The sequence below is a fragment of the Streptomyces sp. NPDC001985 genome (genome assembly GCF_040296845.1).
GTDB lineage: Bacteria > Actinomycetota > Actinomycetes > Streptomycetales > Streptomycetaceae > Streptomyces.
This window is the reverse complement of sequence record NZ_JBEOYB010000080.1, coordinates 1-26,040: the sequence shown is the minus strand read 5'-3', so window position 1 is coordinate 26,040 and position 26,040 is coordinate 1. Positions and strand designations below refer to the sequence as shown.

17 protein-coding genes and 1 pseudogene are annotated in these 26,040 nt (G+C 72.7%); 9 read left to right on the top strand and 9 right to left on the bottom strand.

The annotated features are described in order from the left end of the window. The first annotated feature begins 16 nt into the window (after window positions 1-16). Window positions 17-1,069 carry an AraC-like ligand-binding domain-containing protein gene (locus ABT122_RS28190; RefSeq protein WP_351558025.1) on the top strand — a complete coding sequence of 351 codons (1,053 nt, stop codon included), beginning with the start codon at window positions 17-19 and terminating at the stop codon, window positions 1,067-1,069. Between the two features lie 103 nt (window positions 1,070-1,172). On the opposite strand, the gene ABT122_RS28185 is transcribed toward ABT122_RS28190, so the two are convergent. Further along, window positions 1,173-1,754, bottom strand: coding sequence for a TetR/AcrR family transcriptional regulator (locus tag ABT122_RS28185; protein WP_351558023.1), 582 nt, complete (start codon window positions 1,752-1,754; stop codon window positions 1,173-1,175). A gap of 307 nt (window positions 1,755-2,061) precedes the next feature. On the opposite strand from ABT122_RS28185, the gene ABT122_RS28180 reads away from it, so the two are divergent. Beyond that, complete coding sequence (locus ABT122_RS28180; RefSeq protein ID WP_351558021.1) at window positions 2,062-3,225, top strand: agmatine deiminase family protein; 1,164 nt, start codon at window positions 2,062-2,064, stop codon at window positions 3,223-3,225. Window positions 3,226-3,391: 166 nt separating this feature from the next. Here the strand turns inward: ABT122_RS28180 and ABT122_RS28175 are convergent, their stop codons facing one another. From ABT122_RS28175 to ABT122_RS28165, 3 genes are all read right to left on the bottom strand, one after another. After that, complete coding sequence (locus ABT122_RS28175; RefSeq protein WP_351558019.1) at window positions 3,392-4,642, bottom strand: cytochrome P450 family protein; 1,251 nt, start codon at window positions 4,640-4,642, stop codon at window positions 3,392-3,394. 1,338 nt (window positions 4,643-5,980) lie between these two features. Continuing rightward, window positions 5,981-7,420, bottom strand: coding sequence for an FG-GAP and VCBS repeat-containing protein (locus ABT122_RS28170; protein WP_351558017.1), 1,440 nt, complete (start codon window positions 7,418-7,420; stop codon window positions 5,981-5,983). A gap of 351 nt (window positions 7,421-7,771) precedes the next feature. After that, window positions 7,772-8,446 (bottom strand): TetR/AcrR family transcriptional regulator, encoded by a 675-nt coding sequence (locus tag ABT122_RS28165; RefSeq protein ID WP_351558015.1) that lies wholly within the window; start codon window positions 8,444-8,446, stop codon window positions 7,772-7,774. A gap of 202 nt (window positions 8,447-8,648) precedes the next feature. Between ABT122_RS28165 and ABT122_RS28160 the strand changes: the two genes are divergently transcribed. Both ABT122_RS28160 and ABT122_RS28155 read left to right on the top strand, forming a co-directional pair. Continuing rightward, the gene (locus tag ABT122_RS28160; protein ID WP_351558014.1) at window positions 8,649-9,797 is read left to right on the top strand and encodes a prolyl oligopeptidase family serine peptidase; all 1,149 of its coding nucleotides are present in this window, start codon (window positions 8,649-8,651) and stop codon (window positions 9,795-9,797) included. A 947-nt stretch (window positions 9,798-10,744) separates the two neighbouring features. Next, on the top strand, window positions 10,745-11,404 hold the full coding sequence (locus tag ABT122_RS28155; protein WP_351558012.1) for an isochorismatase family protein: 660 nt from the start codon (window positions 10,745-10,747) through the stop codon (window positions 11,402-11,404). Between the two features lie 24 nt (window positions 11,405-11,428). On the opposite strand, the gene ABT122_RS28150 is transcribed toward ABT122_RS28155, so the two are convergent. Then, entirely contained in the window at window positions 11,429-14,206 is a 2,778-nt protein-coding gene (locus tag ABT122_RS28150; protein ID WP_351558010.1) for an ATP-binding protein, read from the bottom strand. Window positions 14,207-14,526: 320 nt separating this feature from the next. On the opposite strand from ABT122_RS28150, the gene ABT122_RS28145 reads away from it, so the two are divergent. After that, on the top strand, window positions 14,527-15,360 hold the full coding sequence (locus ABT122_RS28145) for an alpha/beta fold hydrolase (RefSeq protein ID WP_351558008.1): 834 nt from the start codon (window positions 14,527-14,529) through the stop codon (window positions 15,358-15,360). A 131-nt stretch (window positions 15,361-15,491) separates the two neighbouring features. On the opposite strand, the gene ABT122_RS28140 is transcribed toward ABT122_RS28145, so the two are convergent. The 3 genes from ABT122_RS28140 to ABT122_RS28130 all read right to left on the bottom strand — a co-directional run bounded on the left by ABT122_RS28140 (window position 15,492) and on the right by ABT122_RS28130 (window position 17,783). Beyond that, window positions 15,492-16,430, bottom strand: coding sequence for an oxygenase MpaB family protein (locus ABT122_RS28140; RefSeq protein WP_351558006.1), 939 nt, complete (start codon window positions 16,428-16,430; stop codon window positions 15,492-15,494). Continuing rightward, a complete protein-coding gene (locus ABT122_RS28135; RefSeq protein ID WP_351558004.1) occupies window positions 16,427-17,149 on the bottom strand; it encodes a terpene synthase family protein in 723 nt (240 codons plus the stop codon). The genes ABT122_RS28140 and ABT122_RS28135 overlap by 4 nt, the downstream gene beginning before the upstream one ends. Before the next feature lie 118 nt (window positions 17,150-17,267). Then, window positions 17,268-17,783, bottom strand: coding sequence for a cupin domain-containing protein (locus ABT122_RS28130; protein ID WP_351558002.1), 516 nt, complete (start codon window positions 17,781-17,783; stop codon window positions 17,268-17,270). Window positions 17,784-17,953: 170 nt separating this feature from the next. Here ABT122_RS28130 and ABT122_RS28125 point away from each other — a divergent pair, with 170 nt between their 5' ends. Then, window positions 17,954-18,550, top strand: coding sequence for a TetR/AcrR family transcriptional regulator (locus tag ABT122_RS28125; RefSeq protein ID WP_351558000.1), 597 nt, complete (start codon window positions 17,954-17,956; stop codon window positions 18,548-18,550). A 756-nt stretch (window positions 18,551-19,306) separates the two neighbouring features. On the opposite strand, the gene ABT122_RS28120 is transcribed toward ABT122_RS28125, so the two are convergent. Further along, entirely contained in the window at window positions 19,307-19,921 is a 615-nt protein-coding gene (locus tag ABT122_RS28120) for a hypothetical protein (RefSeq protein WP_351557999.1), read from the bottom strand. A 520-nt stretch (window positions 19,922-20,441) separates the two neighbouring features. On the opposite strand from ABT122_RS28120, the gene ABT122_RS28115 reads away from it, so the two are divergent. The 3 genes and pseudogenes from ABT122_RS28115 to ABT122_RS33685 form a co-directional block, all read left to right on the top strand. Continuing rightward, the gene (locus ABT122_RS28115; protein ID WP_351557997.1) at window positions 20,442-24,266 is read left to right on the top strand and encodes an nSTAND1 domain-containing NTPase; all 3,825 of its coding nucleotides are present in this window, start codon (window positions 20,442-20,444) and stop codon (window positions 24,264-24,266) included. A 556-nt stretch (window positions 24,267-24,822) separates the two neighbouring features. After that, on the top strand, window positions 24,823-25,455 hold the full coding sequence (locus ABT122_RS28110) for a hypothetical protein (RefSeq protein ID WP_351557995.1): 633 nt from the start codon (window positions 24,823-24,825) through the stop codon (window positions 25,453-25,455). A gap of 499 nt (window positions 25,456-25,954) precedes the next feature. Next, window positions 25,955-26,040 (top strand): annotated as a pseudogene (locus ABT122_RS33685) (YwqJ-related putative deaminase); the annotation flags it as partial.

The window sequence follows — 26,040 nt, the reverse complement described above, 5'->3', positions numbered from 1 at the left end:
CAGGAAGGACGCGACGATGTCCCCGACGACCCCCTTGCCGCCCTCGTCCCCGCCGCTTCCCTCGGTTCTGTACTCCTCGGGCCACATCCCCGCGCGGGACCGCTTCGGTCACTGGCGCGAGCTGCTGAGCAGCACCCACGCGCCCATGGAGCTGCGCAGCGACCACTCCGACGACTTCCGGGCCCGGCAGCGGGTGATCAGGCTCGGGGAGGTGACGGTGTGGCCGGCCGCCTTTCCGTCCGTGGTCTTCCGCCGGCCCCAGAAGCTCATACGGCAGTCCGATCCGGAGACCTACCATCTGACCCTGATGCTGCGCGGCGGCGGAGTGGCCGAATGGCGCGACAAGACCCTGCGGGCGGGCCCCGGCACCTTCCACACCAGCGACTCCTCACGGCCGGTCGAGATCCGCTCCTTCGCGGAGCGGGACCGGATACTGATGATCGGGGTCGAGGTGCCCAAGGCCGTGCTGCCCCTGCCCCGGCGGCTCGCGGACCGCTCGGTGGGGCTGCCCATCCCGGACGACCGGGGCGTCGGGGATCTGCTGGCGCGCCTGCTGCGGCGGCTCGTGCGCAACCTTCCCGAGTACGGGCTCGCGGACGGACCGGGGCTCGGGGCGGTGATCGCCCACCTCGCGGCGACCGCGCTGGCCCAGGCGGTGGAGAACGACAGCGCGCTGCCGCAGCACACCCGCCGGGTCACGACCGCGCTGCGGATCAGGGCTTTCATCGAACAGAACCTGGGTGATCCGGGCCTCTCCCCCGCCGAGGTCGCCGCGGCGCACCACATCTCGACCAGTTACATGCACCGTGTGTTCCGGCACGAGGGTGTCACCGTGGGGACCCTGATCCGGCGGCAGCGGCTGGAACGCGCCCGTGCCGACCTCGGCGACCCGCGCCGGGCCGGCGAACCCATCCAGGCGATCGCCGCTCGCTGGTGCCTCACGGCATCCGAGTTCAGCCGGAGCGTCCGGGCCACCCAGGGAATGACACCCGGCGAGTACCGCCGGCTGGCCCTGCGCGCCGAGTCCGGCGACCGACCGCACCCCGGCGAGGGACGGAGCCCGCACTGAGTCCCCGATCCTGACTGTATTTTCAGTCAGGATCGGGGGAGAGTCGCAACGGGAGCGGCCCGCCCGTCCCGCGCGAAGGCGCGGGGGGCGCGAGGGGCGCGGATCAGCCCTGCCGCAGTGCGGAGAGTTCGGCGTCGACGGCTCCGAGCAGCAGGTCACGCGCGTGATGGAGCCTGACGCCGCCGCTGAGCCAGCGCATGCTCAACCCCTCCAGCAGGGCGGTCAGCCGCTCGGCCGACGAGGCGAGCGACGAGGCCGGCGCCATCGGCACGACCCGGCCCAGCAGGGCGGCGACCTCCTGCACCCAGTCCAGGGTGGCCCTGGCGAGATCCTCGCGCAGCACCTCGTCGAAGACGGCGCTCGCCCGCAGTTCGCCCCAGGCCGAGCTGTTCTCCCGTACCTCCGCGGTGTCCTGGAGCTCCAGCAGCAGGGCCCCCTCCAGCTCCTCCCGGGGGGTGAGGGGCGGATCGCCCGGGGCGCGGCCCGCCGTGTAGCGCTCGGCGCGGTCGCTGATGAACTCAAGGGTCTGCCGCAGCACGCCCGTGCGGTCCTTGAAGTGGTAGTAGATCAGCGCGGTGGAGACACCGGCCTCGGCCGCGAGTTCCTCCACGCGCAGCCCTCGGACCCCGCGCCGGGCGATCACCCGGGCGGCCGCTTCCAGGATCTGAGTGCTGCGAGACGCCATGATCGGCACTTTACCCGGGCGCCCGGCAGGCGGACCGACCCCCCGGACGACCCGGACGCCACGGGTTCCGGTCGGCGGGCCGAGCCGGACGGCTCACGACTCACGGCCCACGGCCCACGGCTCCAGGTTGACTGAATTTCCAGTCAGTGCCACAGTGTCGACACGGGAACGTACGGCTTACCCGGCATATCGGTTATTTCAGGGTGGAGCGCGCACCCTGATCGGAGGACCGCCGGCTCGCGCCGCGCCTCCCGTGCCCGCCCCGGCCGGATGTCCCGTCCCGCCGGCCCACGATCGGAGTCTCCCCGTGTTCAACCGTCCCACCGCTCGCCGGACCGCCCTCCGTGCCCTCACCGGACTCGGCGCCGCCGCTTTCGGCGCCGTGGCCTGCGGCCGCTCGGACAGTGGCACGCGCGCCACCGCGGTCGCGGACTCTCCCCGCCCGGCATCGGCGGGCGCGAAGCGCCGCCTCGGTGCCGAGTGGGAGAGCCACACCCGCACGTTCATGTCGTGGCCGGCCCTGACCTCGGTCTGGGAGGAGGACCTGCCCTATGTGCGCGAGGACATCGCGCGGATCGCGCGGGCCGTCGGCGAGTACGAGGCGGTCGTCATGATGGCCCGGCCCGCCCAGGTGAAGGCGGCCCAGCGGGCGTGCGGCTCACAGGTCGAGGTCATTCCGCTGGCCGTGGACGATCTCTGGGCCCGTGACACGGTCCCCGTCTTCGTCGAGGAGGCCGGCGAGGTGATCGGTGTCGACTTCAACTTCAACGGCTGGGGCGACAAGCAGGAGCACACCAACGACGCCCGGGTCGGCCGCGAGGTGCTGGAGCGGTACGGGATCACCCGGGACCGGGCCCCGCTGGTCTCCGAGGGCGGCTCCTTCGAACCGGACGGCGAGGGCACCCTGCTCATCACCGAGAGCTCCATCGTCAATGTCAACCGCAACCCGGGCAGAAGCCGGGACGCCATCGAGGCCGAGCTGAAGCGGACACTCGGCGTCGAGAAGGTGGTCTGGCTGGCGGGCGTGCGCGGCGAGGACATCACGGACGCCCATGTGGACAGCCTGGTGCGCTTCACCGAGCCCGGAGTGGTCCTGCTCGACCGCGCGCACCCCGGCACCCCGCCCGACTCCTGGTCGCGCTCGGCCGACCAGGCGGAGTCGGTCCTGTCGCGGGCGACGGACGCCCGGGGCAGGCGCTTCGAGATCATCGATCTCCCCCAGCCCGATCTGAGGAGGATCACCGGTGAGGGAGAGGACTTCCTGGCGAGCTACGCCAACTTCTACATCGCCAACGACGCGGTGTTCATGCCCCGGTTCGGCGACCGCAAGGCCGATGACCGCGCCCGCTCCCTCCTGGGGGAGCACTTCCCCGACCGGGACATCGTGCCGGTGGTGATCGACACGGTCGCCTCGGGCGGCGGCGGCATCCACTGCGCCACCCACGACCAGCCGGGCCGCCCCGCCGCGTGACACCGACGGCCAAACCGGGGCCGTACCGGGGCCGTACGGGGCTCCGCGCCCGCTTCGGCGCGGGCCCCGTGCCGTACGGCGGGTGAGGTGGCCCCGGCCCGCCGCCCCACGGCGCTCCCGCCCACTGGTACGGGCCCCCGTCCGCGCCGCCCCCTGCCACTCCCCGTCAGCCGGCGGGGGCGGTCCTCCGCGGGTGGATGACGACGGGCAGCTCGGCGTGGCCGTGGGAGATGAAGCTCGGCTTGGGGCGCAGCCGGTCCGGCGGCACGGCGAGGGCGAGATCCGGGAAGCGCTCGAAGAGCGCGCGCAGGGCGATCTCGCCTTCGAGACGGCCGAGGGCGGCTCCGAGGCAGAGGTGCGCACCGTGGCCGAAGGAGAAGTGGGTCTTGTCGCTCCGGGTCGTGTCGAAGTCGTCGGCGGTGGGGCCGTGCAGGTCCGGATGACGGTTGGCTGCGGCGTAGGAGGGCAGGATGGCCTCGCCCCGCCGGATGGTCACCCCGTGTTCGGGGAGGGGGATGTCCGCCGCGGCGAAGCGCATCGGCAGATGCGCGAGCGGGGCTTCGAGACGGAGTGACTCCTCGACCACGTCCTTCCACTCCACGCGTCCCGCACGGACATGGGCGAGCTGCGCGGGGTCGCCGAGGAGCGCGGCGATGGCGTGGTCCAGAAGATTGACGGTGGTTTCGAAGCCGGCGTTGACCACCAGCAGCAGGGTGTCCCTGAGTTCGGCCTCCGTCAGGGGCTCTCCGTCGCCTTCCGTGTCCCTGGCCGCGATGAGCGCCGAGGTGAGGTCGGGCCCGGGCTCGGCCCGCTTGGCGGCGATGAGGTCGGTGAGGAGCCCGTGGAGATCGCGGACCGCCGCGGTCGTCTCCTCGGGGCTGTGGCTGGTGGAGAAGACCACGTCGACGGTGCGGCGGAACCGGGGCCGGACGGGTCCGGGGAGGCCGGCGAGATGGCTGATGACCCGGATGGGGAGCGGGTAGGCGAAGTGTTCCCGCAGATCGACCGGCTCACCGGGCGGGGTTGCGGCGAGGTCGTCCAGCAGCTCCTCCACGAGCTGCTCGATCACCGGTGTCAGCGCGTTGATCCGGCGGGCGGCGAAGGCCGGTCCGATGGTGCGGCGCAGCCGTCGGTGCTCCTCGCCGTAGGCGGTGAACATGTTCTCCACCGCGACCCAGAGGGCGAGCGGCCAGATCCCGGCGATCTCCTTGGGGAAGGCGGGCCAGTGCCGCCGGGCGTCCTTGGAGACCCGGGGGTCCAGGAGCAGCCGGCGCAGCAGTGCCGGGTCGGTGACCGACCACGCCTCCACGCCGAGGGCGTCGACCCGGGTGAGGGGGCCCCGGGCACGGAGGGCGGCGTCCTCGCCATGGCGGTCGCTGCCGTGGGGATCGAGCACGAATGCGGCTTCTCGGGTCACGAGGTCTCCTCGGGGCAGGGCGCGGGGGAGCTTCGGGCCTGGGGACCCCATGCGGTTCCGGGCCGTTCCGTGGAAGCCCCCGGGGTCCGCCGCCCGCTCCATCCAGTACGGGAAATTCCGGCCGCTGTCCATGGCGCCACACCTCCCGGCACAGGCCGGGCACGGCGGTTCACCGCCGGCGGACCGGAGCGGGGAGTCTCGGCGGGCCGACGGCGCACCTGGGGCCCGTGTGCGGTACGCCCGTGTGCGGTACGCCCGTGTGCGGTACGCCCGTGTGCCCGGCGGGGAGCCACCGGCCTCGGGCCGCGCACGCCCGTCGCGGACCGCGCGGAGGGGGACGGGGCACGCGTCGCGGCAGGGGTCGCAGCGCCCGATCGTACGGTGCGCCGAGGGAGGCGGCGGGCCGTCCGGATTCCCTGCGGTCCACCCCGCCCGCCGCCCTGCCCGCCGGAGTTCCCGGCCGGCGGGAGCGGACCGCCTCGCGGACGGACCCGGCTCGTCGGCCGCGCGGACGCCCCCGGCGGGGGCACTGCGACCGCACGAACGGGCAGCCGGGCATGAACCGGCGCGGCACCAAGAGCCACTGTGCGCGGCCGGGCGGCGGGCGGGGGCTGAGGGGCGAGCGGAAGGAGGGGTCCGTATGAGCGCGCCGGCTGACGGCGAACGGGGCGGCCGGCTCTCCGGCGACGACGGCGGGGATCACGACGTCGCCTCTCTCCGCGGCCGGGTGGCCGCCGTGTGGGAGCGGCTGCTGCCGTACACCATCGCCGGCCCGCGAGCCCGCCGCACAGCACACGGCGCGGGTGCTCGTTCGCATGCGCGGCGGCCCGCGACTCCCGCACGCGCGCCGTGCAGGGCTGCGGGCGCGCGGCGGAAGGAGACATCGTGCTCACGGATCGTCACGAGGTCCGGCACGGACATAGCGGCAGGGATGTGCGGATGCGGCCTTCCTGGTAACAATCTTCCCCGGGCCCCGCGGTCCCCGCAGCGTCCGATGGTGCCGCGTGCGGACATCCGCGCTGCCCCTTGGGGCAGTCCGATGGCAGGGGGCGCGCTGGTGACGGCACCGCCGCGCGATCCCGCCACCGGGCACTTCCCCGCCCGGATGACCGCCAACGGTGCCGGCGGCCTTCACCGTCCGCGCCCTGCCGGGCCCTCGGGGATCATCCCGGGCTCGCGGGGGGCTCCTGGTGATCGCGTCCCTCCCGGCCGGAGAAGGACGCCGCCGTCACTGCGCGCGGACCGGGCAGATCCTCATCCACCGCCCGTTCCCCGCCCGGCGGTCCGCATCTCGCGGGACGGCCGGTCAGACGGCCGCCAGAGCCCCGTCCCCCGGTTCTACTGCTGGAAGTCCGCGTGCAGGGCGATGTCGCGGGAGAAGCGCGGGGTGATTCCGGTTCCGCCGCCGTTGAGCAGGAGACCGCCCTTGGCCGTGTGCCGACCGGAGGCGAGGAGGTCGGCGTCACCGTCGCGGTCCATGTCCAGGAGCCGGACGGCGTTGCCGAGGTAGTCGGACTGCTCGGGGTCTCCGGGGACGCTGACACTGGCGCGGGTGAACCACCGGGAGCGGATTCCGGAGAGCCTGTGCTGTCCGCCGTGCACCACATGCACGCCACCCGCCCGCTCGACGCCGTTGACCTTCGCTCCGGGAGCGCCCACGGCGAGGTCGGGGTAGCCGTCGCGGTTGACATCTCCGGCGGAGATCGAGGCCCCGAATCCCGCGTGGGACTGGCCGGCGATCCCGGGGGTGTCCGGGGTGATCCGGTAGGTGGAGGTCGGTCCGCCGGCTCCGCCGCGCCGGACCGCCACAGCACCGACACCCCTTCCGTACTCGATGTCGGTGACCGCGAGGTCGCCGTAGCCGTCCCGGTCGAAGTCCGCGATGACTCCGCTGTTCCAGTGGCCCCACTCCGGGGAGAACTCTCCGTACACCAGGGGCTTCCTCTCCGGTTTGATGGTGCTGCCGCCGCGCAGGAACCAGGCGCCGGCGGTACGGGCGTCATTGTCCGTGAGGCCGGAGCCAAGGGCGTAGAGGTCGGTGGCCCGGTCCTTGGTGACTTTCCCGGCGACCAGTCTCCCGATGGTGTTCAGGTCGTCGTGGTTCGGGCTGTGCCGGGTGACCTTACCGGTGCCCGGGCCCTCGGGGGTGAAGCCGCCCCGCTGGATGTGGACGCTGTGCTGGTCGGTGACGGCCAGGTCGGGTCTGCCGTCGCCGTCGAAGTCCCCGGCGGCGAGGCTGCCGCCGAAGTAGGAGCTGGGCGGGGACGGCCTGTAGGGCAGTTCGGTCGCCGTGGTGCCGAGTCCGGAGCGGGAGCCCCACATGATGAGGACCATGCCCCAGGCGTTGCCGGCCGGCTCAGCCGGGACGGGCTCGGACGGGTCGCTGACGGCGACGTCGGCGTATCCGTCGCTGTTGAAGTCCGCGGTCGCGAGACCGGTGCCGAACTGGTCGAACCTGACCGCCTCGCCGGGGATGCCCGGGCTGTTCTGGTCGAACGTGGCCGTCTCGCGGCCGGGGCCGTTGGCGGTCCCGTGGGTGACGGTGACCGTCCCCCGGACATGGTCCTGGGAGCGGAGGGTGCCGCCGGTGATGTAGTCCCGGAATCCGTCGCCGTTGACATCGTCGGTGACCCCGGCGGGTCCGGGCCGCTGCCCGGGTGCGGCGGGTGCGGCGTTGGCGGCGTTGGCGGTTTCCGCGGTGAGACCGAGGAGCCCGCCGGTGAGGGCGGCGGCGGTGGCCGTCGCGATGAGGAGCCGGGCGTTCTGGCGTCGGAGCATACGGGACCTCCTGCGAAGTGCGGCGCCGTCGCGGTGCCGCGCCGGCCGGGGCCCACCGGACGGCTGCCACCGTGACCGGAGGGGACACCGAGGAGACTCACCGAGGTGATCAAGGGTTGTACGCGATGAGGGCGGCACCCGGGATCATGCCTCCGCCACACCCGGTCCGCGACCGACGCCCCGGCCGCCCTCCTCATCCAGCCGCAACCGGCACGGGGATGTCCGGTCCCCCGGTTGGCCCCTGCCGCAGCCGCGCGCACTGAGCACGCGGAGCACGCTGGCGCTGCCGCCCGCCGTGGGGAGTGCCGTCAGGTCGGGCCGTCAGGCCGGGCCGTCAGGCCGGGATGACATCTACTCGGCCCTGCTGATACCCATCGCCTGTTCCACCATCTCGTCGCTGAGACTCGGGGTCGCCAGTGGAGGATCGCCGGGGCGCCGGCGAAGACCGTTGAGGAGGATTTCGAGGTAGCGCCGCCAGGTGTCCGGCTGCTGGCCGCTGGTGAACTGGGCGGCGGCGTGGACCATGTGCTGGATGACGGGGATGTCGGCGGGAGTCACCTCGGGACGGAGATCCCCGCTCTCCCGGGCCCGGCGGATCAGGGCCTGGAGCAGGGGCAGCATGCCGTCGCGCGCCGAGTCGATGGGGGCGGAGGTGTGCGCGCCCAGCATGAGCACTTCGTACAGGCCACGGTTCTCGGCGAGGTCGGCCGCCATCTCCACCAGGAAGTCGACGAGACCCTGCCAGGCGTCGGGGTGGGCGAGGGCCCTGTCGGCCGCCTCCTGGCGTATCCGGAGGTCCTGGGCGAACAGGGCCTGGATCAGGGCTTCCTTGGTGGGGAAGCGGCGATAGACGGTCCCGACGCCGACTCCCGCGTGGCGGGCCACGCCGTCGAGCGTGACGCCCAGCCCCTGCTGGCCGAAGACCTCGCGTGCCGCGTGGAGGATGCGCTCGCGGTTGAGGGCGGCGTCTCGGCGCAGGGGGCGACCGCCCTCCATCGGATCGCTCTGCCGGGAACTCTCCGTCATGCGGCACAGGATAGTCCCGTTGATCCCGTCCGGTCCCCGACGCCCCCCGCTGTGACGAGATCCCGGACCGGTGCGGCGGAGCGCTCCCCGGGCGACACCCCTTCAACGCCGCGCCTCCGGGGCGGAGTTGCTGGCACTCCGGACCCGGCGGTGCTACGGTCAATAACTGGAGATACCTTCTCCACTTACTGAAGGGGCTGCTATGGCTGCCGCGCATCGCGGGTTAGGCATGATCGCCGGGATCACACTTCTCGGCCTGGGCGTGACGGCCTGCTCGTCCGCCGGACCCGTGACATCCACCGAGACCCTGGAGATCGCGGCCGTGACCAGGACGGCCGACTGCCCGAAGCCCCCCGCCCCCGGCGGGCCACCCGGAGGCAGCGTTCCGATCGCGAAGACGGTGAAGCCGACCAGTACGCGATCCAGCACGGTCATCGTTCCGGACGGACCACAGATCCGCTGCGGGAAAGAACAGGTGACCATGCGTCAGGACATCGTGTACGCGTCACCCGTCGTCGGCGGCGTGCGGCACGACCTGCGGCTGGATCTGCAGATCCCGCGGACGAAGGGCCCGAAGCCCCTGGTGGTCTACATCACCGGCGGCGGGTTCCAGATGGCGGACAAGACGAACAACCTCAACCAGCGCACCTATGTGGCCGAACAGGGTTACGCCGTGGCCAGTATCGAGTACCGCACCACCAGGACCGGCTCCACCTACCGGGACGGCGTCGCGGATGTGAAGTCGGCGATCCGCTATCTGCGCGCCCACGCGGACGAGCTGGGAATCGACACCGGCAGGGTGGCGGTCTGGGGCCAGTCGGCCGGCGGCTATCTGGCGGCCATGACCGGCGCGACCAACGGCAGGGAGCAGTTCGAACAGGGCGACAACCTCGACCGGAGCAGCGACGTCCAGGCCGTTGTCGACCAGTTCGGCACCCATGACCTCGCCAGGACCGCCGACGACTTCGACGCGGAGACCAGGGCCCTGTACATGGCGCCCAACAGCTCCATCAACGCCTACGTCTTCGGGCCGAACTCGAACAGGACGGTTCTGACGGACCGCGCCGCGAACCGGGCGGCCAACCCCGCCACCTACCTCAGCCGGTCGTCGGCACCCTTCGTTCTGCTTCACGGCGACAGCGACCGCATCATCTCGCCCAGTCAGTCACTGATCCTTCTCGACGCCCTCAAGGCGAAGCGGGTGCCGGGCACGCGCTATGTCATCAAGGGAGCCGACCATGGCGACCTGGCCTTCCTCGGTGATCCCGAGGCCGGAAAGAAGTGGACCACCCAGAAGGTGATGGGCACGATCACCCGATTCCTGGACAGGGAACTCCGGAACCGACGGTGAACCACCGGTTCCCGGCACGCGGTGCGCGGGGCGGGGGGCGGGGGGCGAAGCTGCCCCCGGAGCCCCGGCGAGGCGGCGGCGGACCGGGGCATGCGCCATGCGCCACCCGGCGCCCGCCCGCGAGGAGTGGTCCCCAGGAACAGCGGAAAGGCGGTACCGGATTTCTCCGATACCACCTGCGACCCCTTGACCCCCAGAAGTGAGGGTCAAGGGTATGCGGACAGCCCTGAGGGCTCATCGATCTGCGATCGCCGGATGGCCCGGGACGGCGGAGGCCGCCTTCGACAGCGAGGCATTGGTCAGTTCATGCCGGCGCACCATGCCAGGCTCCTGCCCGGAGCAGCGGCAGATCCACCCTCAGGATGCGGGCTCCGGTCCTGACGCCGGGGCGATCAGCGAGACGAGCCGGTCCACCTGGGCGGCGTGCCCGTGCCCCCCGCCCCGGTGCGCGACAGAGCGCGCCTCGACGCCAGAACGGTGGGGCTGGGGACCAGTGCTCCGGCCGCACCTGACGCACCCCGAGATCGCCATCGTCTGGGCGGACTCCAGCTGCGCCGGGAAGCTTCGCGGCGATGCCGGCCGATAGGGACCAGGCCATCACCGCGGGGGCCGAGAACCGCGTCACCAACGTCGTCCGACGTCTCACCGGTCGGCCCGCAGGGGCTCTTTCCGTACCCTCCTCGAAAGGGTGCCGTCAGCCGGTGAAGGCGGTCTCCGCCCCGGCACAGGGCTCCGGGTCCCCGCCACGCCACCGACCTGGTCAGCATGGGCCGGCGAGTCTACGTCCGCGCAGCCCACCGCTCCGGGGAGCAGCGCGTGGGCAGTCAAACGACTGAGCTGCGCCTCGCGTTCGATCGGCGGTCGGCTGACGGATGTGGCCGAAAGGCCCGTTCTGGAGACTGAAGGCACGACAGACCCGCCACGGCCCCACCGAAGAGAAGACACTCGTGTCCGAGAATCAGAACGAACTCACCATCGAGAACTGCGCGGTCGTCCTCATCGACCACCAGCCGGCCGTCGCGCTGATGACCACACCGCGCTCGCAGACCGAGCTGATCAGCAATGTGACCGCGCTGGCCAAGGCCGCCCGCATCCTCGGCGTGCCCACCGTCCTCACCACGGTCGGAGCGAGGGGCGGCCCGCTGGTCGACCCGATCTTCAAGGAACTCGCCGAGGTCTTCCCGGACGTCGAGCCCATCGACCGGGTCTCCACGAACTCCTGGTCGGACCCCGGGCTGCGCGCGGCGGTCGAGGCCACCGGGCGCCGGAAGCTGGTGATGGCGGGCCTGTCCACCGACGTCTGTCTCGCGCAGGCCGTCCTGGGCGCGCTGAAGGCCGGGTACGAGGTGTACTTCGTGACCGACTGCTCCGCGGGCGTCAGCCCGGAGGCGCACGAGGACGCCAAGACACGGCTCTCGATGGCCGGCGCCAGGCCGATCAACTGGGCCGCGGTGGTCTCCGAGTGGACCCCGGACTACACCTCCCCGGAGCGGGTGGCGGTCACCGACGTCCTGGCACGGCACGGCGGAACGGCCGCACACTACACCGACTTCTTCGTCGCGCAGGTCTCCGCCGGTGTCGTGAAGACGCCCGACTTCCTGACGTGACCGAGGGCCGCCCCGCGCGGAGTGCTACCCGCCGATGGCCAGTGCGGTCAGCGCATCGCGCAGGGCGGCCCGCGTGGTGATCCCGAGTTTCGGGTAGACCTGGTACAGATGGGCGCCGACGGTCCGGTGGGACAGATGGAGGCGCTCGCCGATCTGCTTGTTGGTCAGGCCGGACGCCGCCAGTCGCGCGATCTCCAGCTCCTGCGGGGTGAGCAGCGACCGGGCGGCCTGTGGCCGGGCCGGCCGGCCGGCCGCGCGCAGCTCCTTGCGGGCCCGCTCCGCCCAGGGAACGGCGCCGAGCCGGTCGAAGGCGTCCGCGGCGATGGCCAGTGGTTCGCGCGCCTCGCCCTTCGCCCCCGTACGCCGTAACCGCTCTCCGAACGCCAGCCGGATCCGGGCCGCTTCGAACGCCCAGCGGTCCGCGCCCGGCGCCGCCAGCGCCTGCCGGAAGTGGGCGATCGCCTCGTCGTCCGGTGCGCACAGGCCGGCCGCACCCGACACGAGCATCGCGTAACGGTCGGACAGCCGGTCGATCCCCAGCTCCCGCAGCGCTCGTACGTGAGCGGCGGCCTCGGTGTCGCGGCCCGTGTGAACCGCTGCCTCGACCAGGTCGTACGCGCCCCACAGCGCGTGCGCCCTGTAGGGGGCCAGGGTCCCGGCCGGGGTGAGCGCGGTCGCGTGGCGGTAGGCGGCCGCGTAGTCGCCGCCGCCCAGGCAGACCAGCGTACGCGCCTGGTGGGCGAAGGCCGCCGCCCCGCCGACGCCGCGGCGCGCGGCCCAGCTCAGCATCCGGCCGGCGAGGGCGTCACCGGCCTCCGTCTCGCCGCGCGCGCCGTGCAGCAGCACCTGGTTGTACTGGAAGTACCACGAGAAGAAGGGGTACCCGGTCTCGCAGAGCGCCGCCCCCTCGGTGACCAGTTGCTGTCCCTCCTCCCACGCGCCGCTCAGGAAGTCCTCCATGCACAGGTGCATCAGGGCACCGAGATGGCGGCGCACCGGGCCGGCGCCCTGGCGGCCGGATCTCACCAGTGCCCACAGCCGGTCCTTCAGCTCGCCGACCCGGTCGAGGTAGACGGTCGCCGTCGCGCCGCGTACGAGCACGGTCGGGTCCGGGGTACGGCGCAGGAGCTCGCGGACCCCGTCGAGGCCGGCCAGGGCCTGGGCGCCGGTGCGCGCCGGGTCGGGGAACGTCCGCGCGGCCAGCGCCAGCACCGGCGGCGGAGCGGGGGTCAGCCGGCCCACGATGTCGGTGAACGGGGCCCACAGCTCGGCCCGGCCGCTCCACCAGCAGACCAGTTGGAGGGTGTGCAGCGCGTCGATCAGAGCGGGGTCGCCGGCGTCGTAGGCGGGTCCTGCCGCCTCGATCGCGCCGGTCAGCAGCCGGTGCGCGGTGGTGAGATCGGCCTCGGTGTTCACCAGGATGTACACCGCAGCCGCGGCGGCGTGCAGGGCGCCGCTGCCTCCGGCATCCGCGCTCTGCGACCTGCGCAGCAGCTCCGAGGCGTGGGCGACGTCCCCGTTCGCCTCGGCCCCGAGGTACGCGGCCTCGGCCAGCCGTCGTCCGCGGTCGCCGGTGTCCGGGCTCAGATCGGCGGCGCGGACGAGGCAGCGGACGGCGCCGGCCGCGTCGCCGCGCCGTACCGCCGCGTGCCCGGCGTCCTGAAGCAGCCGCGCCACCTCCTCGTCCGGCGCGATCGCGGCTTCGGCCAGATGCCAGGCCAGGCGTTCGGGCCGGTCCGCCACCGCGGAGGCCAGGGCCTGGTGGGCGGCGTGGCGTTCGGGCAGGGTGGCGGTCTCGACGGCCGCGGAGCGGATGAGCGGGTGCCGGAACGTCAGACGTCGCGTGGCGGAGTCGATCCGTACGAGACGGGCGTGCTCGACGGCGGTCAGCGCGGACAGCGCGGACGCGTCCTGCCCGGCGGCGGAGCGCAGGACAGCGAGATCGCCGGTGCCGTCCAGGGCGGCGAGCAGCAGCACGCGGCGACCGGCCTCCGGCAGGGCGCCGACGCGTCCGGCGAACAGATGCCGCAGCCGCTCGCCCAGCGGCAGCAGCTCCGGCAGCTCCTCCTTCGCGGCCCGCTGTGCTCCCGTCAGCTCCGCCGACAGCTCCAGCAGGGCCAGCGGGTTGCCGCGGGACTCGGCGACCACCCGCGCCCTGACCCTGGCCGCCATGGCCGGGTCGCGGGCGGCGAGCAACAGGTGCGCCGAGTCGTCGTCCAGTGGCCCCAGTTCGTACTCCGCGAGGCCGCCGTGGTCGAAGACGCTCGCCAGACCGGTCCGCGAGCTGGAGAGGAAGGAGACCCGGCTGCCGTGGAGGCGGCGGGAGAGGACCCCGAGGACCACGGCGCTGGCCCGGTCCAGCCACGGCAGGTCATCAACGATCAGGAGCAGCGGCGCCGCGGCGGTGGCCTGCCGCAGCAGGGCCAGGGTGGAGTTGACCAGCAGCAGCCGGTCCGGTGCCGGGCCGGTGCTGAAGCCGAGGGCGACCGAGAGGGCTTCTCGGTACGCGGACGGCAGCCGCTCGGCTTCGTCCAGGACGGGCGTCAGGATCTGGTGCAGCCCGGCGAACGGGATGTCCGCCTCGAACTCCACGCCGTCGGCGCACAGCACCCGCGTACCGGCCTGAGCCACCGCGTCGGCCACCGCGTCGAGCAGCGTCGTCTTGCCGACGCCGGCCTCCCCGACCACGTGCAGCCCCCGGCTGTGGCCGGACCCGGTCCCGAAGAACTCGCACACCCGCCGCACGTCCTGGATCCGGCCGACGATCTGCGATCCCCGGCTCCACGACCCGCTGCCGTTCATCACCCTTGTCCTCCTTCTCGCCCGGCGGCGCCCGCCGCCGGCTTCCGCCCGGGTGCGGTGAGCCGCCCCGGCCGCACTGGCCAGGGTGCCCGGCTGTGCCCGGCCTCGCACCAGTGGAGTCCCTGGCCCCCGGGTCCGCTCGGCGCATCCGGGCCGATCGCAGTCGGATGACCGATGTCACCCCCGCCGGGGGACGGACAAGCTGGACGCGCGGCGGGGGCCCCTGCGCGCACCCGTACCCATTCCCGCTCTCGCTCTCGTTCCCGTTCCCGTTCCCGTTCCCGTTCCCGTACGACTGGACCTCTGCCCGAGGGATCGCCATGCCCTACATCACGATCAGCCATGCGAACAGCGCCGTGGTCGACCTCTGCTACGAGAACCAAGGGAGAGGACAGCTCGCGGTCCTGATCCACGGCTACCCGCTCGACGGCCGCAGCTGGGACAGGCAGGTCCCGGCGCTGCTGGCCGCCGGCTACCGGGTGATCACCTACGACCGCCGGGGCTTCGGACGCTCCTCGCACCCGGTGGACGGCTACGACTACGACACCTTCGCGGCCGACCTCGACTCCGTCCTGGTCCGCCTGGACCTGACCGAAGCCGTTCTGGTCGGCCATGCGACGGGCACGGGCGAGATCGCGCGCTACCTGGGCACCCACGGCTCGGCGCGGGTGGCGAAGGCGGTCTTCGTGGCCGCACTGCCCCCGTTCCTCCTGCGGACCGACCGGACACCGTACGGCGTCCAGCTGTCGTACTTCGACGCACTGATCGCCAGGGCCCGCCAGGACCGGCACGCGTACCTCGCGGAGCTGTGCCACATCCTGCTCGACGGCGACGAGCACCCCGCCGTGCCGCCCGACCCCAGGACCCGGGCCAGGCTCCGGGAGATGGCCGCCGCCGCCTCTCCGCGGGCCTGCGCGGCGGTGATCCCGACCTGGATCACCGACTTCCGCGCCGACATCGCCGCGATCGACGTGCCGGTGCTGATCGTCCACGGCACCCGCGACCTGTTCCTGCCGATCGACGCGACCGCGAGGCAGTTGCGCGGACTCCTGCCACGGGTGTCCTGCGCAGAGGTCGCGGGCGCGCCGCACGGGTTGCTGTGGACACATGCCGAGGAGGTCAACCGAATCGTGTTGGCATTCCTGGCACGCTGAACCGGTGCGCGCCGGGGACGCGGACGGCAAGGACCCCGCCTGACCTGGGCAGGACAGGCTGGGAGCACCCTTGCGCGCTGGGGATCGGTCTCGTGGGGCGGAGCCCCGGTCAAGCCCTGTGCGGTGGCGCTTCAGTCCATGGGGCGGGTACTCCCGTTCCGGGGGGAACGCATCCAATCGGGGCCGACATCGGCGAGCCGGTGTCCCTGGGGGTAGGTGGCGAGGGCGAGCCGGTGGGGACGGTGGTCCGGACGGGGCGGGAGCCGGCGGAGGAGGCGGCCGCGCAGCCGGAGGACTGCTGTCGCGAGCCGCCGGTCGCGCGGGGTGGGGCGGGGCAGGCCCGTGGCGTCCAGGATCCGCTCGTCGAGCAGGGCCAGGGAGAGCCGGCGCACCGTGCTCCGCAAGGGGCGGCGGAGAGGGGCGGGGAGCATGTCGGCGGCGATGTCCACGGATGCCGCGGCCAGCCGGCGGCTGCTCTGGGTGGCGGCGAAGTGCTCCTCCTCGTAGGACCGGGCGAAGGCGCCGAACGCGCCGAAGGTCCCGGGGACATCGGTGACGCCCATCACGTGGGCGAGCCGTCGCCCGTACGCGGCGAGGGCGTCCTTCTCGTGGCCGGTGAGGGGGCGCCAGCCGAAGCGGTCGATCCATTGCGCCGGAACGGTGACATACAGGGCGATGATGTAGAGGTGGTCGCCGTTGCCGATGGTGTAGCGGTGGTGCATCCGGTTCATCCGCCGCAGATAGGCGCGTCCCTCGTCGGTCTCCAGACCGAGACGGCCGATCTCGAAGAGGATGAGGAGGGTGTCGTCGGCCCTCTTCTGGGTGTGGTGGCAGATCTCCCCGGTGCGGTGGAGCAGGGTCGCGATGGACGGGATGCCGAAGGTGCGGAAGAAAGCGAGCGAGGCGGACTGCCAGAAGTCCCACGGGAACTCATAGGCGGTGATCAGCCGCCAGATCCGCTCGTACTCCGTCTCCGGGTCCAGTGCGAGGATGTCGCGCAGCCGGTCGTAGCGGCGGCCGGGAGGCGGGGACACCGTCATACCCCGGTCGGGGGGCGGGGACACCGTCATGCCGCCGCCCCCTTGCCGTGGCCCGTCCCACTGCCCTGAGCCTGTCCGCCCTGGTCCGTGCCGGGGGTTCCGGGGACCTGGTAGCGCACCGTCTCCCGGCACCAGTCGTAGTGGCCGCGCATCCAGATCCGCAGGACATCCAGGCAGGCATGCGTGCCCGGGGACGCGTGGGGGCGTGTCCGGGCCTCCAGGCGGAGGAACGCCCGCATGGTGCTGTCGTGGGTGCGCACCGCCTTCTCGGTGGCCTCCTCGCCGGTCAGGCCCTTCTCGGTGCGGAGCAGCGAGGGGAGGTTCGCCACCGGGCGCCCGACGTGCGCCTCGCGGGTCGCGGAGTGGATGTCGTTGCACCAGGCCATCTGGTAGGCGGCCAGGGTGGACAGCCGGCGCAGGCTGGGGCGGGCCCGTTCCCCGGCGGACACCGGGCAGTGGGTGACGATCTCCGCGAGGGTGACATAGGGGAGTGAGGCGATGTTGTGCAGGCGGTTGACCCGGTAGCCGGGCAGGGTCGGTCCGTTGCCCCGCTGCCGGGTGAGCGGCTCATACAGATAGCTGAAGAACCACAGGATCATCTGGGTGCGGAAGCGGTCGAACTGCTCCGGGGTGGCGATGCTCCGGGTCCGCAGGACCAGGTCGGCGGCCGTGTCGAGCCGGTGCGAGCCATCGGGGTCGTACGGGCGGGGAAGGTCCGACGGTTCCCCCTCGGCCGAGAGGACCGACACAAAGGAGCGGTGTCCGACCCGGTCAGTACCGGCGGGCCGGGCCCAGGATCCGAGGGTCCCGGGAGACCCTCTGCGACGGACGCCGCCGAGCCCACCGCGGACCCTTCCGGGTCCTGCCCTAGCTGGGGTCGGGCAGCAGCTCCGTGGCATAGCGTTCCATCAGCTCCGTCGGCGGCTGCGCGATGCTGGCGTCCCGGATCGGCGGGGCCACCCCCGGCTCGGCCGGCGTGGCACTGGCGAGGAGGAGTTCCTCGATCCCGCCCGGGGTGAAGAAGAAGATCATCTTGACTGCGTGGTGACCACGGTTGCGGAAGCGGTGCCGCGTGCCGCGCGGGACGAAGAAGAATCCCCCGGCACCGGCGGTCACGGTCTCGTCGCCGTTGAGGAACTCCAGCTCCCCGGAGATCACGTAGAACGCCTCGTCGTGATCGTTGTGGACGTGCGGTCCGGGTCCGCCCCCGGGCGGCACCGTGGCCTCCAGGAACGTCAGCGACCCGTTGGTCTCCCGGGCGCCGACCTTGAGGGTGTAGGTGTCGGCGAACACCCAGGAGGTCTCACCTTCCCCGGCGGGCACGCGGATCGCGCTCCGCTTGGTGTACCGGGGGTCCGTCGCGCAGGGATCGATCAGGCTCATGACTCTCCTCGTTGCCGAGCAGTGGTGTCGAGCAGAAGTTTCCTAACGATCGCTAGTAAACCATTTCGCACCCGTCGCGACATGTCAACCCGGCCCCAGTAGGCTGCGAGTGAAACCGCTTCGAACGGGTAGCCGAGTCGCCCTGCGGGCGAGGGAAGGAGGGAAGGCCCATGCCGGGTGGCCGACCTCGCGGCTACGATCCCGAGGCGGCGCTGAACGCCGCCATGCTGACCTTCTGGGCCCAGGGCTACGAGGGCACCGCGATGTCCGACCTCACGACGGCGATGGGGATGAGCGCCCCCAGCGTCTACGCGGCGTTCGGGGACAAGGAGACCCTCTTCCGCAAGGCCGTCGGACGCTACATGGCCGGCCCGGGTGACTACCTGCGGGTCGCCCTCGGCCAGCGGACGGCCGAGGCACTGGCCCGCACCTTCCTGTACTCCGCCGTGGAGGCCGTCGCCGGCGACCACACCCCGCACGGCTGCCTGATCGTGCAGAGCGCACTCGCCGTGAACCCCCGCTCGGCCTCGGTGCAGAGGTATCTGACCGGCCTCCGGGAAGACGGAGTCCAGATCCTGGCCGACCGCCTCCGGTCCTTCCCCGGCACCGACGGCCTGCCGCCCGGCGCCGATCCCGTGACCCTCGGGCGGCTCCTGGTCACCGTCGTCCAGGGCCTCGCCGTCCAGGCCGCCTCAGGCGCGGGGCGCGACGCGCTCCGTACCGTCGCCGACCAGATGATGCTCTGCTGGCCCCGAAGAGCGGAGTGACCCGCGGCCTGGCCGCCGGGGACGCCCTCTCCTCCCTACAGCAAGAACCCCGCTCTCCGTTCCCGGGGGCTGGGGCTGGACGCGGTGCGGGGATTCGGGTGGGTCCGGTGAGCGCTGCCGCGGCGAGGACGCGTGCGCTGGTGGCGACCGGGCATCCGCTTCAGCGCGCGGGGGCCTGGGCTGTTGCCGTGCACGCCGGATGCCAGAGCCCGTCCGGGGTCGCGGATGCGGAACTCGATGCCGTTGCCGTCCGGCTGGTGGCTGACGTGACCGCTGCGGCGTCGGCCTCGAAGGAGAGTGCCGCGTATGACTGGTGGAAGGTCCTCTTCGCGTTGTACCCCAATTCCAAGGCGCCGCACAGTAAGCGTCCGAAGGATCAGGGAGCGCTGCGTCGGAGCATCGCGGAACTGTTCGCGCGTCCGCCCTTCGAGCGGGACCGGGGTGCGGGCCATGGCCGCGATCGGCGATACGGGCTCCGCCCGGGTGTCGTCGGGTGGGGCCGCTGTCGCACGTGTCGCAGCGTGTGCAGCCGGAACGGTTCCCATGCGGCGCGGGGATTCGGCTCCCCCACCGTCCGGCCCGGGACACGGGAGAGGCCCGGCTCCCGCCGATGAGGGCGGGGGCCGGGCCCCGGGGTCCGGTCAGTGGCCGCGCGGGAAGCAGATGGCGGCCGGGTTCACGGCCGGGCCTCTCGCCTGCCGCGGGGAACAGGCCGGGAGACCGCGGCGCGATTCCCGCGACGGCCGGTCGGGCCGGTCAGCAGTTGCGGACCCAGTGGACCCAGCTCCAGTCCGCGTTGGGGTCGACGCTGTAGGCGCCCGGCGACGTCCAGCGGACCACGCCGTCACTGCTCTTGAACCTCGCCCGTGTGCCCGTGGTCTGGTTGTTGATCCACGAGCCGCGCGTGACCCACGGAATCCGGTAGTCGGCGCAGCGGACCATGTCGATGGTGTTTCCCACGTAGTTCCTTTCCTTGTACGCGCACATGTGGCCATAGCCGCAGGAGGCGGCCGCGCGGGCGGACCCGGGCTGTGTCAGATCGCGGGCGTACTTCTCACCGGGGACGGCGAGAGTCATGGTCGCCCCGCCGAGGTCGATCTTGTTGGGCGCCACCTGGGTGCCCCCCGTCCGGGACACGTTGGCATCGGCCTCGGCCTGAAGAGCCCTGGCCTGGACAGCCGTCAGTCCCAGGCTCCGCGACTGGGACATGAAGTCCGAGGCGCTGCGGGAGGCGCCGGATGCGCCGCCCGCAGTGATCGCCGAAGACCCGCCCGTCGGTCCGGGCTGCGTGGCGGCGGCGGTGGTGGTCGGGGTCAGGGTCGCGGCGATTGCGGTGAAAGCCGCGAGGCCGGTGGCCAGTTTCATCTTCACGGGATCTCCCATCGGTGTTCCGAGGTGCTTCCTTGCGTGTTCCCGTCGCTCCCCTGTGGCGACGGGAACACGCGATCGGGCGGTGCGGGGGTTGTGCCGCGGCCCGGTTCTCCGGGCGCTCCGTCCGATGGCGGAGGGAACGTGGCCGGAGGCGGGCCGCACACCCTGTTTCTACGCAGGTGCGGTTGTCAGGCGCCGGTGATGACGGCGCCGAACAACAAACACTGAACAACGCGGATGCCGCCGCACCCATCCGGCGCGGCCCTCCTGGAACCGGCGCCGCGCCGTTCTCGGACACGGGTGGACATGGGGGGCGAGGTGTCTCGCCCCGGCCCCGCGGGTGACCGCGAGGGGCCGGACGCGCTGTCCGCCGCGGACGAGTCGTCAACCCGGCGCCGTACGGATACCCCGGGTGGTGCACAGATCCGCCGGCCCTCACAGGGATCAGCGGCGATCCGCTATGAGTGCCTCATGAACCGCTTGTTCGTGTACGACGGCGCGCGATGGCCAAGGGGTGCTCATGCCACGGGGTGAACGTCCGCTGGACGAGGGAGAGAGCCCAGCGCTGGCGCTGGCCGCCGGGCTGCGGGCGCTGCGCCTTCAGGCCGGGACACCGCCGTACCGGGAACTGGCCCGACGCGCGCACTACTCCGCGGCGACCCTCTCGGAGGCGGCCGGGGGCCGCAGACTGCCCAGTCTGGCGGTGACGTTGGCCTACGTCCGGGCGTGCGGCGGAGACCCCGCGCTGTGGGAGAGGCGTTGGCACGCGGCGGCCGCCGCCCTCGCCGCCGCCGGCGGACAACCGGCCGAACCGGACCGCCCTGAGGAGGGCAGGCCGCCCTACGTGGGCCTGGCCGCCTTTCAGCCGCAGGACGCCGATCTGTTCCACGGCCGCGGCCGCCTGGCGGAGGAGCTGATGCGGCGGCTGGAGACCAGTCACTTTCTCGCGGTCTTCGGAGCATCCGGGTCCGGAAAGTCCTCGCTGGTCAGGGCAGGAGTGCTGGCGCGCTGGCGCGCCGGGGGTCCGCACCGGCCGAGTGTGCTGTTCACACCCGGGGAGCATCCTGTCGAGGAGTGCGCCATCGCACTCGCCTCGGCCGGCCACCCCTGCCGGGACGGCGAGCTGCTCGCGGACCTGCGGTCCGATGAGAGGGCGCTGCACCGTGCGGTGCGCCGGTTGGTGGCCGACGGCCCGCCTGAAACCGAGTGCCTGCTCGTCGTGGATCAGTTCGAAGAGGTCTTCACGCTGTGTCAGGACCAGGGCGAGCGCTCCCTCTTCGTGCGGAGTCTGGTCACCGCGGCACAGGCACACGGCAGCCGCTGCCGGGTGGTGCTGAGCGTACGCGCGGACTTCTACGCTCACTGCACCCGCTTCCCTCGGCTGGTGGAGGCGCTGCGTGATGCCCAGATCGCGGTGGGCCCCATGACGACGGAGGAACTGCGCGAGGCCATCGTCCGGCCCGCCGTCGGCGCCCAGTGCGCCGTGGAGCACGGACTCCTGGCCGAACTGATCGCCCAGGCATCCGGACGCACGGGAGCACTGCCGCTTCTCTCGCACGTCCTGCTGGAAACCTGGCGGCGCCGCCGCGGCCATACCCTGACCCATGCCGGCTTCCAGCAGGCCGGGGGATTCGACGGCGCGCTGGCTCACACCGCGGAGTCGGTGTACGGGGAGCTGACGGCCCGCCAGCGGCTCCTCACCAAGCACGTCTTCCTGCGGTTGACGGCACTCGGTGAGGGCACCGAGGACACCAGACGGCGCGTCACACGCACCGAACTGGATTCCGGGGACGCGGACGTGGACGTCGTCCTGGGGCGCCTCGCCGCCGCTCGGCTCGTCGTCCTGGACGGGAGCACCGTCGAGATCGCCCACGAAGCGATCATCCGCTGCTGGCCGCGGTTGCACGGCTGGCTGACCGAGGACCGCGATGCCCTGCGCGTACACCGTCAACTCACCGAGGACACCGGCGTGTGGCTCTCCCTGGACCGGGACCCCGGCGCTCTGTATCGCGGCGTACGTCTCGCCCTGGCACGCGACTGGGCGAGACGTCACGGGACCGCTCTGGCACCGGCGGAGGGAGACTTCGTTCGGGCGTCCGAGGCGGCCGAGGCCACCGAGGCCGCAGCCGCCAGACGCCGCAGCCGACGCCTGCTGCAACTGCTCGCCCTGGTCAGCGCCCTGCTGGTGGTGACGGCGGTGGTCTCCGGGTACGCCGTGCGCGCGGAGCGACGGGCCGAGCGCCAGCGCGACATCGCCACCTCCCAGCGCGTCGCGGAGACGGCCACCGGGCTGCGCCGGAGCAACCCGGCCCTCGCGACGCAGCTGAGCCTCGCCGCCTACCGCCTTCATCCCACGACAGAGGCCAGGGGCAGTCTGCTGAGTATGTTCTTTCACCCCTATGCGACCCGGCTCCCCGTGCGCGGCGGGGCGGCGCACACCGTGAGCGGCAGCCCGGACGGCGCTCTGCTCGCGGTGGGCGACGGCGAAGGACTGCGGGTGTGGAACATCTCGCGCCCGCACCGCTCGCACGAGGTGAACGTGCCCGCCCGCCGCGGTCCCGGCGCCGTACCCGTCCACGCCACCGCCTTCAGCCCGGACAACCGCACGGTGGCAGCGGGCGGACAGGACGGAAGAGTACGGCTGTGGACCATCGGCGAGACCCGTCGGCTTCGCGGGCCCGTCGAGCTGCCCGGCCGCGCTGAAGGCGCGGTGCGCTCACTCTCCTTCAGCCCCGACGGTCGGCTGCTGGCCGCCGCGAGCCCCGACGCCGGCCCCTCGCTCAGGCTGTGGTCCCTCGGCGACTCGCGGCGGCCTCGCCTCCTTCTGCCGCCGGCCGGGCACGGGCCGGCCACGCACGCGGTCGCCTTCGGCCCGGACGGCCACGCCCTGGCCACCGCCGGAGCCGACGGCGTACATCTGCGGGACCCCGCCACCCCGGCCGGCCGGAACCCTTCGGGGCGGGTGACAGCCCATCCCGCGGTGACCGTGGCCTTCAGCCCCGACCGTCGCCTGCTCGCCACGGGTCATACCGACCGCGGCGTACGGCTGTGGCAGATCACCGGGTCCGGCCGGGCCCGCTGGTCGGCCACCGTGCGGGGCGACAGCGACACCGTGAAGGCCCTCGCCTTCAGCCCGGACGGCCGCACGCTCGCCACCACCGGTGTCAGCCGCCACGTCCGGCTGTGGGATCTGGCCGACCCCCGGCACCCGGCGAGGGTGACCACGTTCGAGGGCCACACCGGGATCATCGAGACGGTCACCTTCGCGGCGAACGGTCGCACACTCCTCACCGGTGGCCAGGACCAGGCCGTACGCCTCTGGGACCTGCCGGGCCCGGCCTTCGCGGGCCACCGCAGCTCCGTGTACTCGGTGGCCTTCGCGCCCAGCGGCCGGCACATGGCCAGCGGCAGCTACGACCGCACCGTGCGGCTGTGGGACCCCGACAATCCGTCCCGCCCGCCCGCCGTCCTGACCGGGCACACCGCCGCGGTCAACTCCGTCACCTACCACCCCTCCGGGACGGTCCTGGCCAGCGCCGGCCTCGACCGCACCGTCCGCCTCTGGTCCACCACCAGGCCACACCGACCCCTGGCCGTACTGCGTGGACACACCGCCGCCGTCAGCGCGGTGTCCTTCAGTCCGGACGGAAATCTCCTCGCGAGCGGCAGCCTCGACGGCACCGTGCGCCTGTGGTCAACGGCGGAGCCCGCCCACCCCCGTCTGCTCCGCACCCTGCACGGCGACGGGCCCAACGAGGCCCTGTCCTTCAGTCCCCGCGGACGCCTGCTCGCCACCGGCGGCCGCCACCGCACCGCGGCCTTGTGGAACCTCAGCGAGCCCCGCAACCCCCGCCGCCTGTCGGTCATGGCCGGGCACGCGGGTGACGTGAAGTCCGTCAGCTTCCACCCCGACGGCCGCACCCTGACAACCGCCGGTAACGACAGCACCACCCGCATCTGGGACCTCACGAACCCCCGGCGCCCACAGGCTCGGACAGCACTGACCGCACACACCAACAGCGTCCACGCGGCCGTCTTCAGCCCCGACGGTCGCACGCTGGCCACCGTCAGCACCGACCGCACCACCCGCCTCTGGGACACCACGGACCCGCACCGCCCCCAAGCACTGGCCACCCTCAACGGCCACACCGGCGACATCAGCACCGTCGCCTTCTCCCCCCGGGGTCACCTGCTGGCCACCGGCAGCAACGACTGGACCGTGCACCTGTGGAACACCGACCCACACACAGTTGCCGCACGCGTCTGCCGAGTCTCCCACCCGCCCCTGACCTCCTCGGAATGGCGGCGCTTCATCCCCGGACTCCCCTACCGGCCGCCCTGCTGACAGCCGCGGCCGGCTGGGCGAGCCGGCACCGGCATGTCGGGGGCAGCACGCTCCGTGACCGCTAGGCCATTCCCGCTCGCAGCGCCGGGGGCTCGACGGCGCTGTTGAGCGCCATGTGCGGACGGCCGCCGGGGTGGAGCCGGCCGCGTGTCGCCGTGGTTGACGGAGGTGTGGTGAAGGCGCGGCCCGGCGGCGGGCGTGACCGGGCGGAGCCGCTGGTGCGGGCGGGTGGCGGTGCTTGTCCGATGAAGTGATGAGGTATGCGCCATTCCCTGAGCGTTCGACCGGCTTTGGTGTTCTGTTCGCTATTCGGTGGGGCAGGGCTGTGGTCTGCTGTGCCGGGCCTGTCGTGACCGCGTCTCCGCCGCCCATGGGGCGACTGGCCTCTCCCACCCGGCACATGCTCCTCCCGCCCGCCCCGCCCCTGGTACAGGGGCGGCCTGTCCGAGGACGGATGGCCCATGACCACGGCTGATCAGAGTCTGGTGAAGATCTACAGCGACCGCGTCTACACGCACCCGGCGCTCCGTTCCAGGTGGTCTCGGACGGCTCGCATATGGTGGTGCTGCGGCAGTCGATCGACGCGGGTCATGTGGACGCGGTGCTCACCCTCGCCGACGGTATGGGCTCGACGAGGGACAGGGGCCGGGCGGATGTGGTGAAGACGGGCACCACCCCTGCGCCGGTGGTGGACGGGACGCTGTTGTGCGACCGGTTCCTGCTGGTCGGGGGGCGGCTGAAGCAGGTGGCGGAGGTGCGGTTCAAGCGCAGCCGGCACAAGACGCTGCCCGCGTCGGAGAAGGACAGCCTGGGTCCGGCCGACATGGACGGGAAGGCGTTCTTCGAGCCCACGCAGGAACTGGACCTGATACGGAACCTCACCGGGGGCCGGTTCACCGCCGTCCTCACCCCGACCGCGGTGCAGGGGCAGCAGCGGTGGCAGTTCCTCGCCCACAACAGCGCCACGGGCCGGATCGACGCGTTCAGCATCGAGCAGGACCCGGACGGGCTGTTCAACCACCGCGGACGGGGGTGCGCCGCCAACGGCCCGGCGGCGGCCGGGGCGTGGGCTTCGAACACGTCGAATGAGCCTGCGGATGGGATCTCTGCTTTGAGGATTGACCCCTGGCAGCGACGGCTGAGCGGTTCTCAGCGAAGGTTGGTGGCTGGGGTTCTCACCGATGGTTGAGCGCGCTGGTCAGAGCGCTGTGCAGATCGGCGGGAGAGGGGACCGTCGTGACCCCCTGCACGTGCCGGCTCGCGCGCACGCGCCCACTCAGGGCTAGGCAGGCTTCTGACCGACCCAGGGCGGCGGCAAGCTGGTCCGCGTGCTCCCATGTGCCCGCTCGGGGCAGCGCCACGGTTCCCGTGCCGGCGAGTTCCCGCGGAGCGGCCGCCGCGGCGGGTGACACGTAGCCGTGGACGGGCAGAGGAGAGCGGAGGTCCATGCAGATGCCGTTCGACTCGCCCCATTCCCAGGACCGGCCCGGGTGGAACGGTGGTGTCGCGCACCTGTTGTTGAACCACCCGATGGTCAGCTGCCGGTATCTCTGCCATCGGGCATTGTTGATGGGAGAGGGAAGCAACGCCCGGCACTGCCAGCGTGGCAGGCGGGCCACGAGGCTCACGCGCGGGCCGGGCGCGATCGGAGTCTATGGACCTGGGTGTACAGAGGGGTGTCCGGGCCAGGGCGCTCCAAGCGGGCCCGGCGCAGACCGCTGACGTACGGGGAGGCCAAGCGCGCGCTGAAGCAGGCGAAGCTGACGGCGCGCAG

What these genes read in the sequence shown, in the direction of transcription:
- ABT122_RS28110 (WP_351557995.1), top strand. Translation starts at nt 24,823, where the DNA reads ATGGTGGTGCTGCGGCAGTCGATCGACGCGGGTCATGTGGACGCGGTG.
- ABT122_RS28125 (WP_351558000.1), top strand. Translation starts at nt 17,954, where the DNA reads ATGCCGGGTGGCCGACCTCGCGGCTACGATCCCGAGGCGGCGCTGAAC.
- ABT122_RS28140 (WP_351558006.1), bottom strand. Translation starts at nt 16,430, where the DNA reads ATGACGGTGTCCCCGCCCCCCGACCGGGGTATGACGGTGTCCCCGCCT.
- ABT122_RS28145 (WP_351558008.1), top strand. Translation starts at nt 14,527, where the DNA reads ATGCCCTACATCACGATCAGCCATGCGAACAGCGCCGTGGTCGACCTC.
- ABT122_RS28185 (WP_351558023.1), bottom strand. Translation starts at nt 1,754, where the DNA reads ATGGCGTCTCGCAGCACTCAGATCCTGGAAGCGGCCGCCCGGGTGATC.
- ABT122_RS28170 (WP_351558017.1), bottom strand. Translation starts at nt 7,420, where the DNA reads ATGCTCCGACGCCAGAACGCCCGGCTCCTCATCGCGACGGCCACCGCC.
- ABT122_RS28165 (WP_351558015.1), bottom strand. Translation starts at nt 8,446, where the DNA reads ATGACGGAGAGTTCCCGGCAGAGCGATCCGATGGAGGGCGGTCGCCCC.
- ABT122_RS28130 (WP_351558002.1), bottom strand. Translation starts at nt 17,783, where the DNA reads ATGAGCCTGATCGATCCCTGCGCGACGGACCCCCGGTACACCAAGCGG.
- ABT122_RS28160 (WP_351558014.1), top strand. Translation starts at nt 8,649, where the DNA reads ATGGCTGCCGCGCATCGCGGGTTAGGCATGATCGCCGGGATCACACTT.
- ABT122_RS28190 (WP_351558025.1), top strand. Translation starts at nt 17, where the DNA reads ATGTCCCCGACGACCCCCTTGCCGCCCTCGTCCCCGCCGCTTCCCTCG.
- ABT122_RS28115 (WP_351557997.1), top strand. Translation starts at nt 20,442, where the DNA reads ATGCCACGGGGTGAACGTCCGCTGGACGAGGGAGAGAGCCCAGCGCTG.
- ABT122_RS28150 (WP_351558010.1), bottom strand. Translation starts at nt 14,206, where the DNA reads ATGAACGGCAGCGGGTCGTGGAGCCGGGGATCGCAGATCGTCGGCCGG.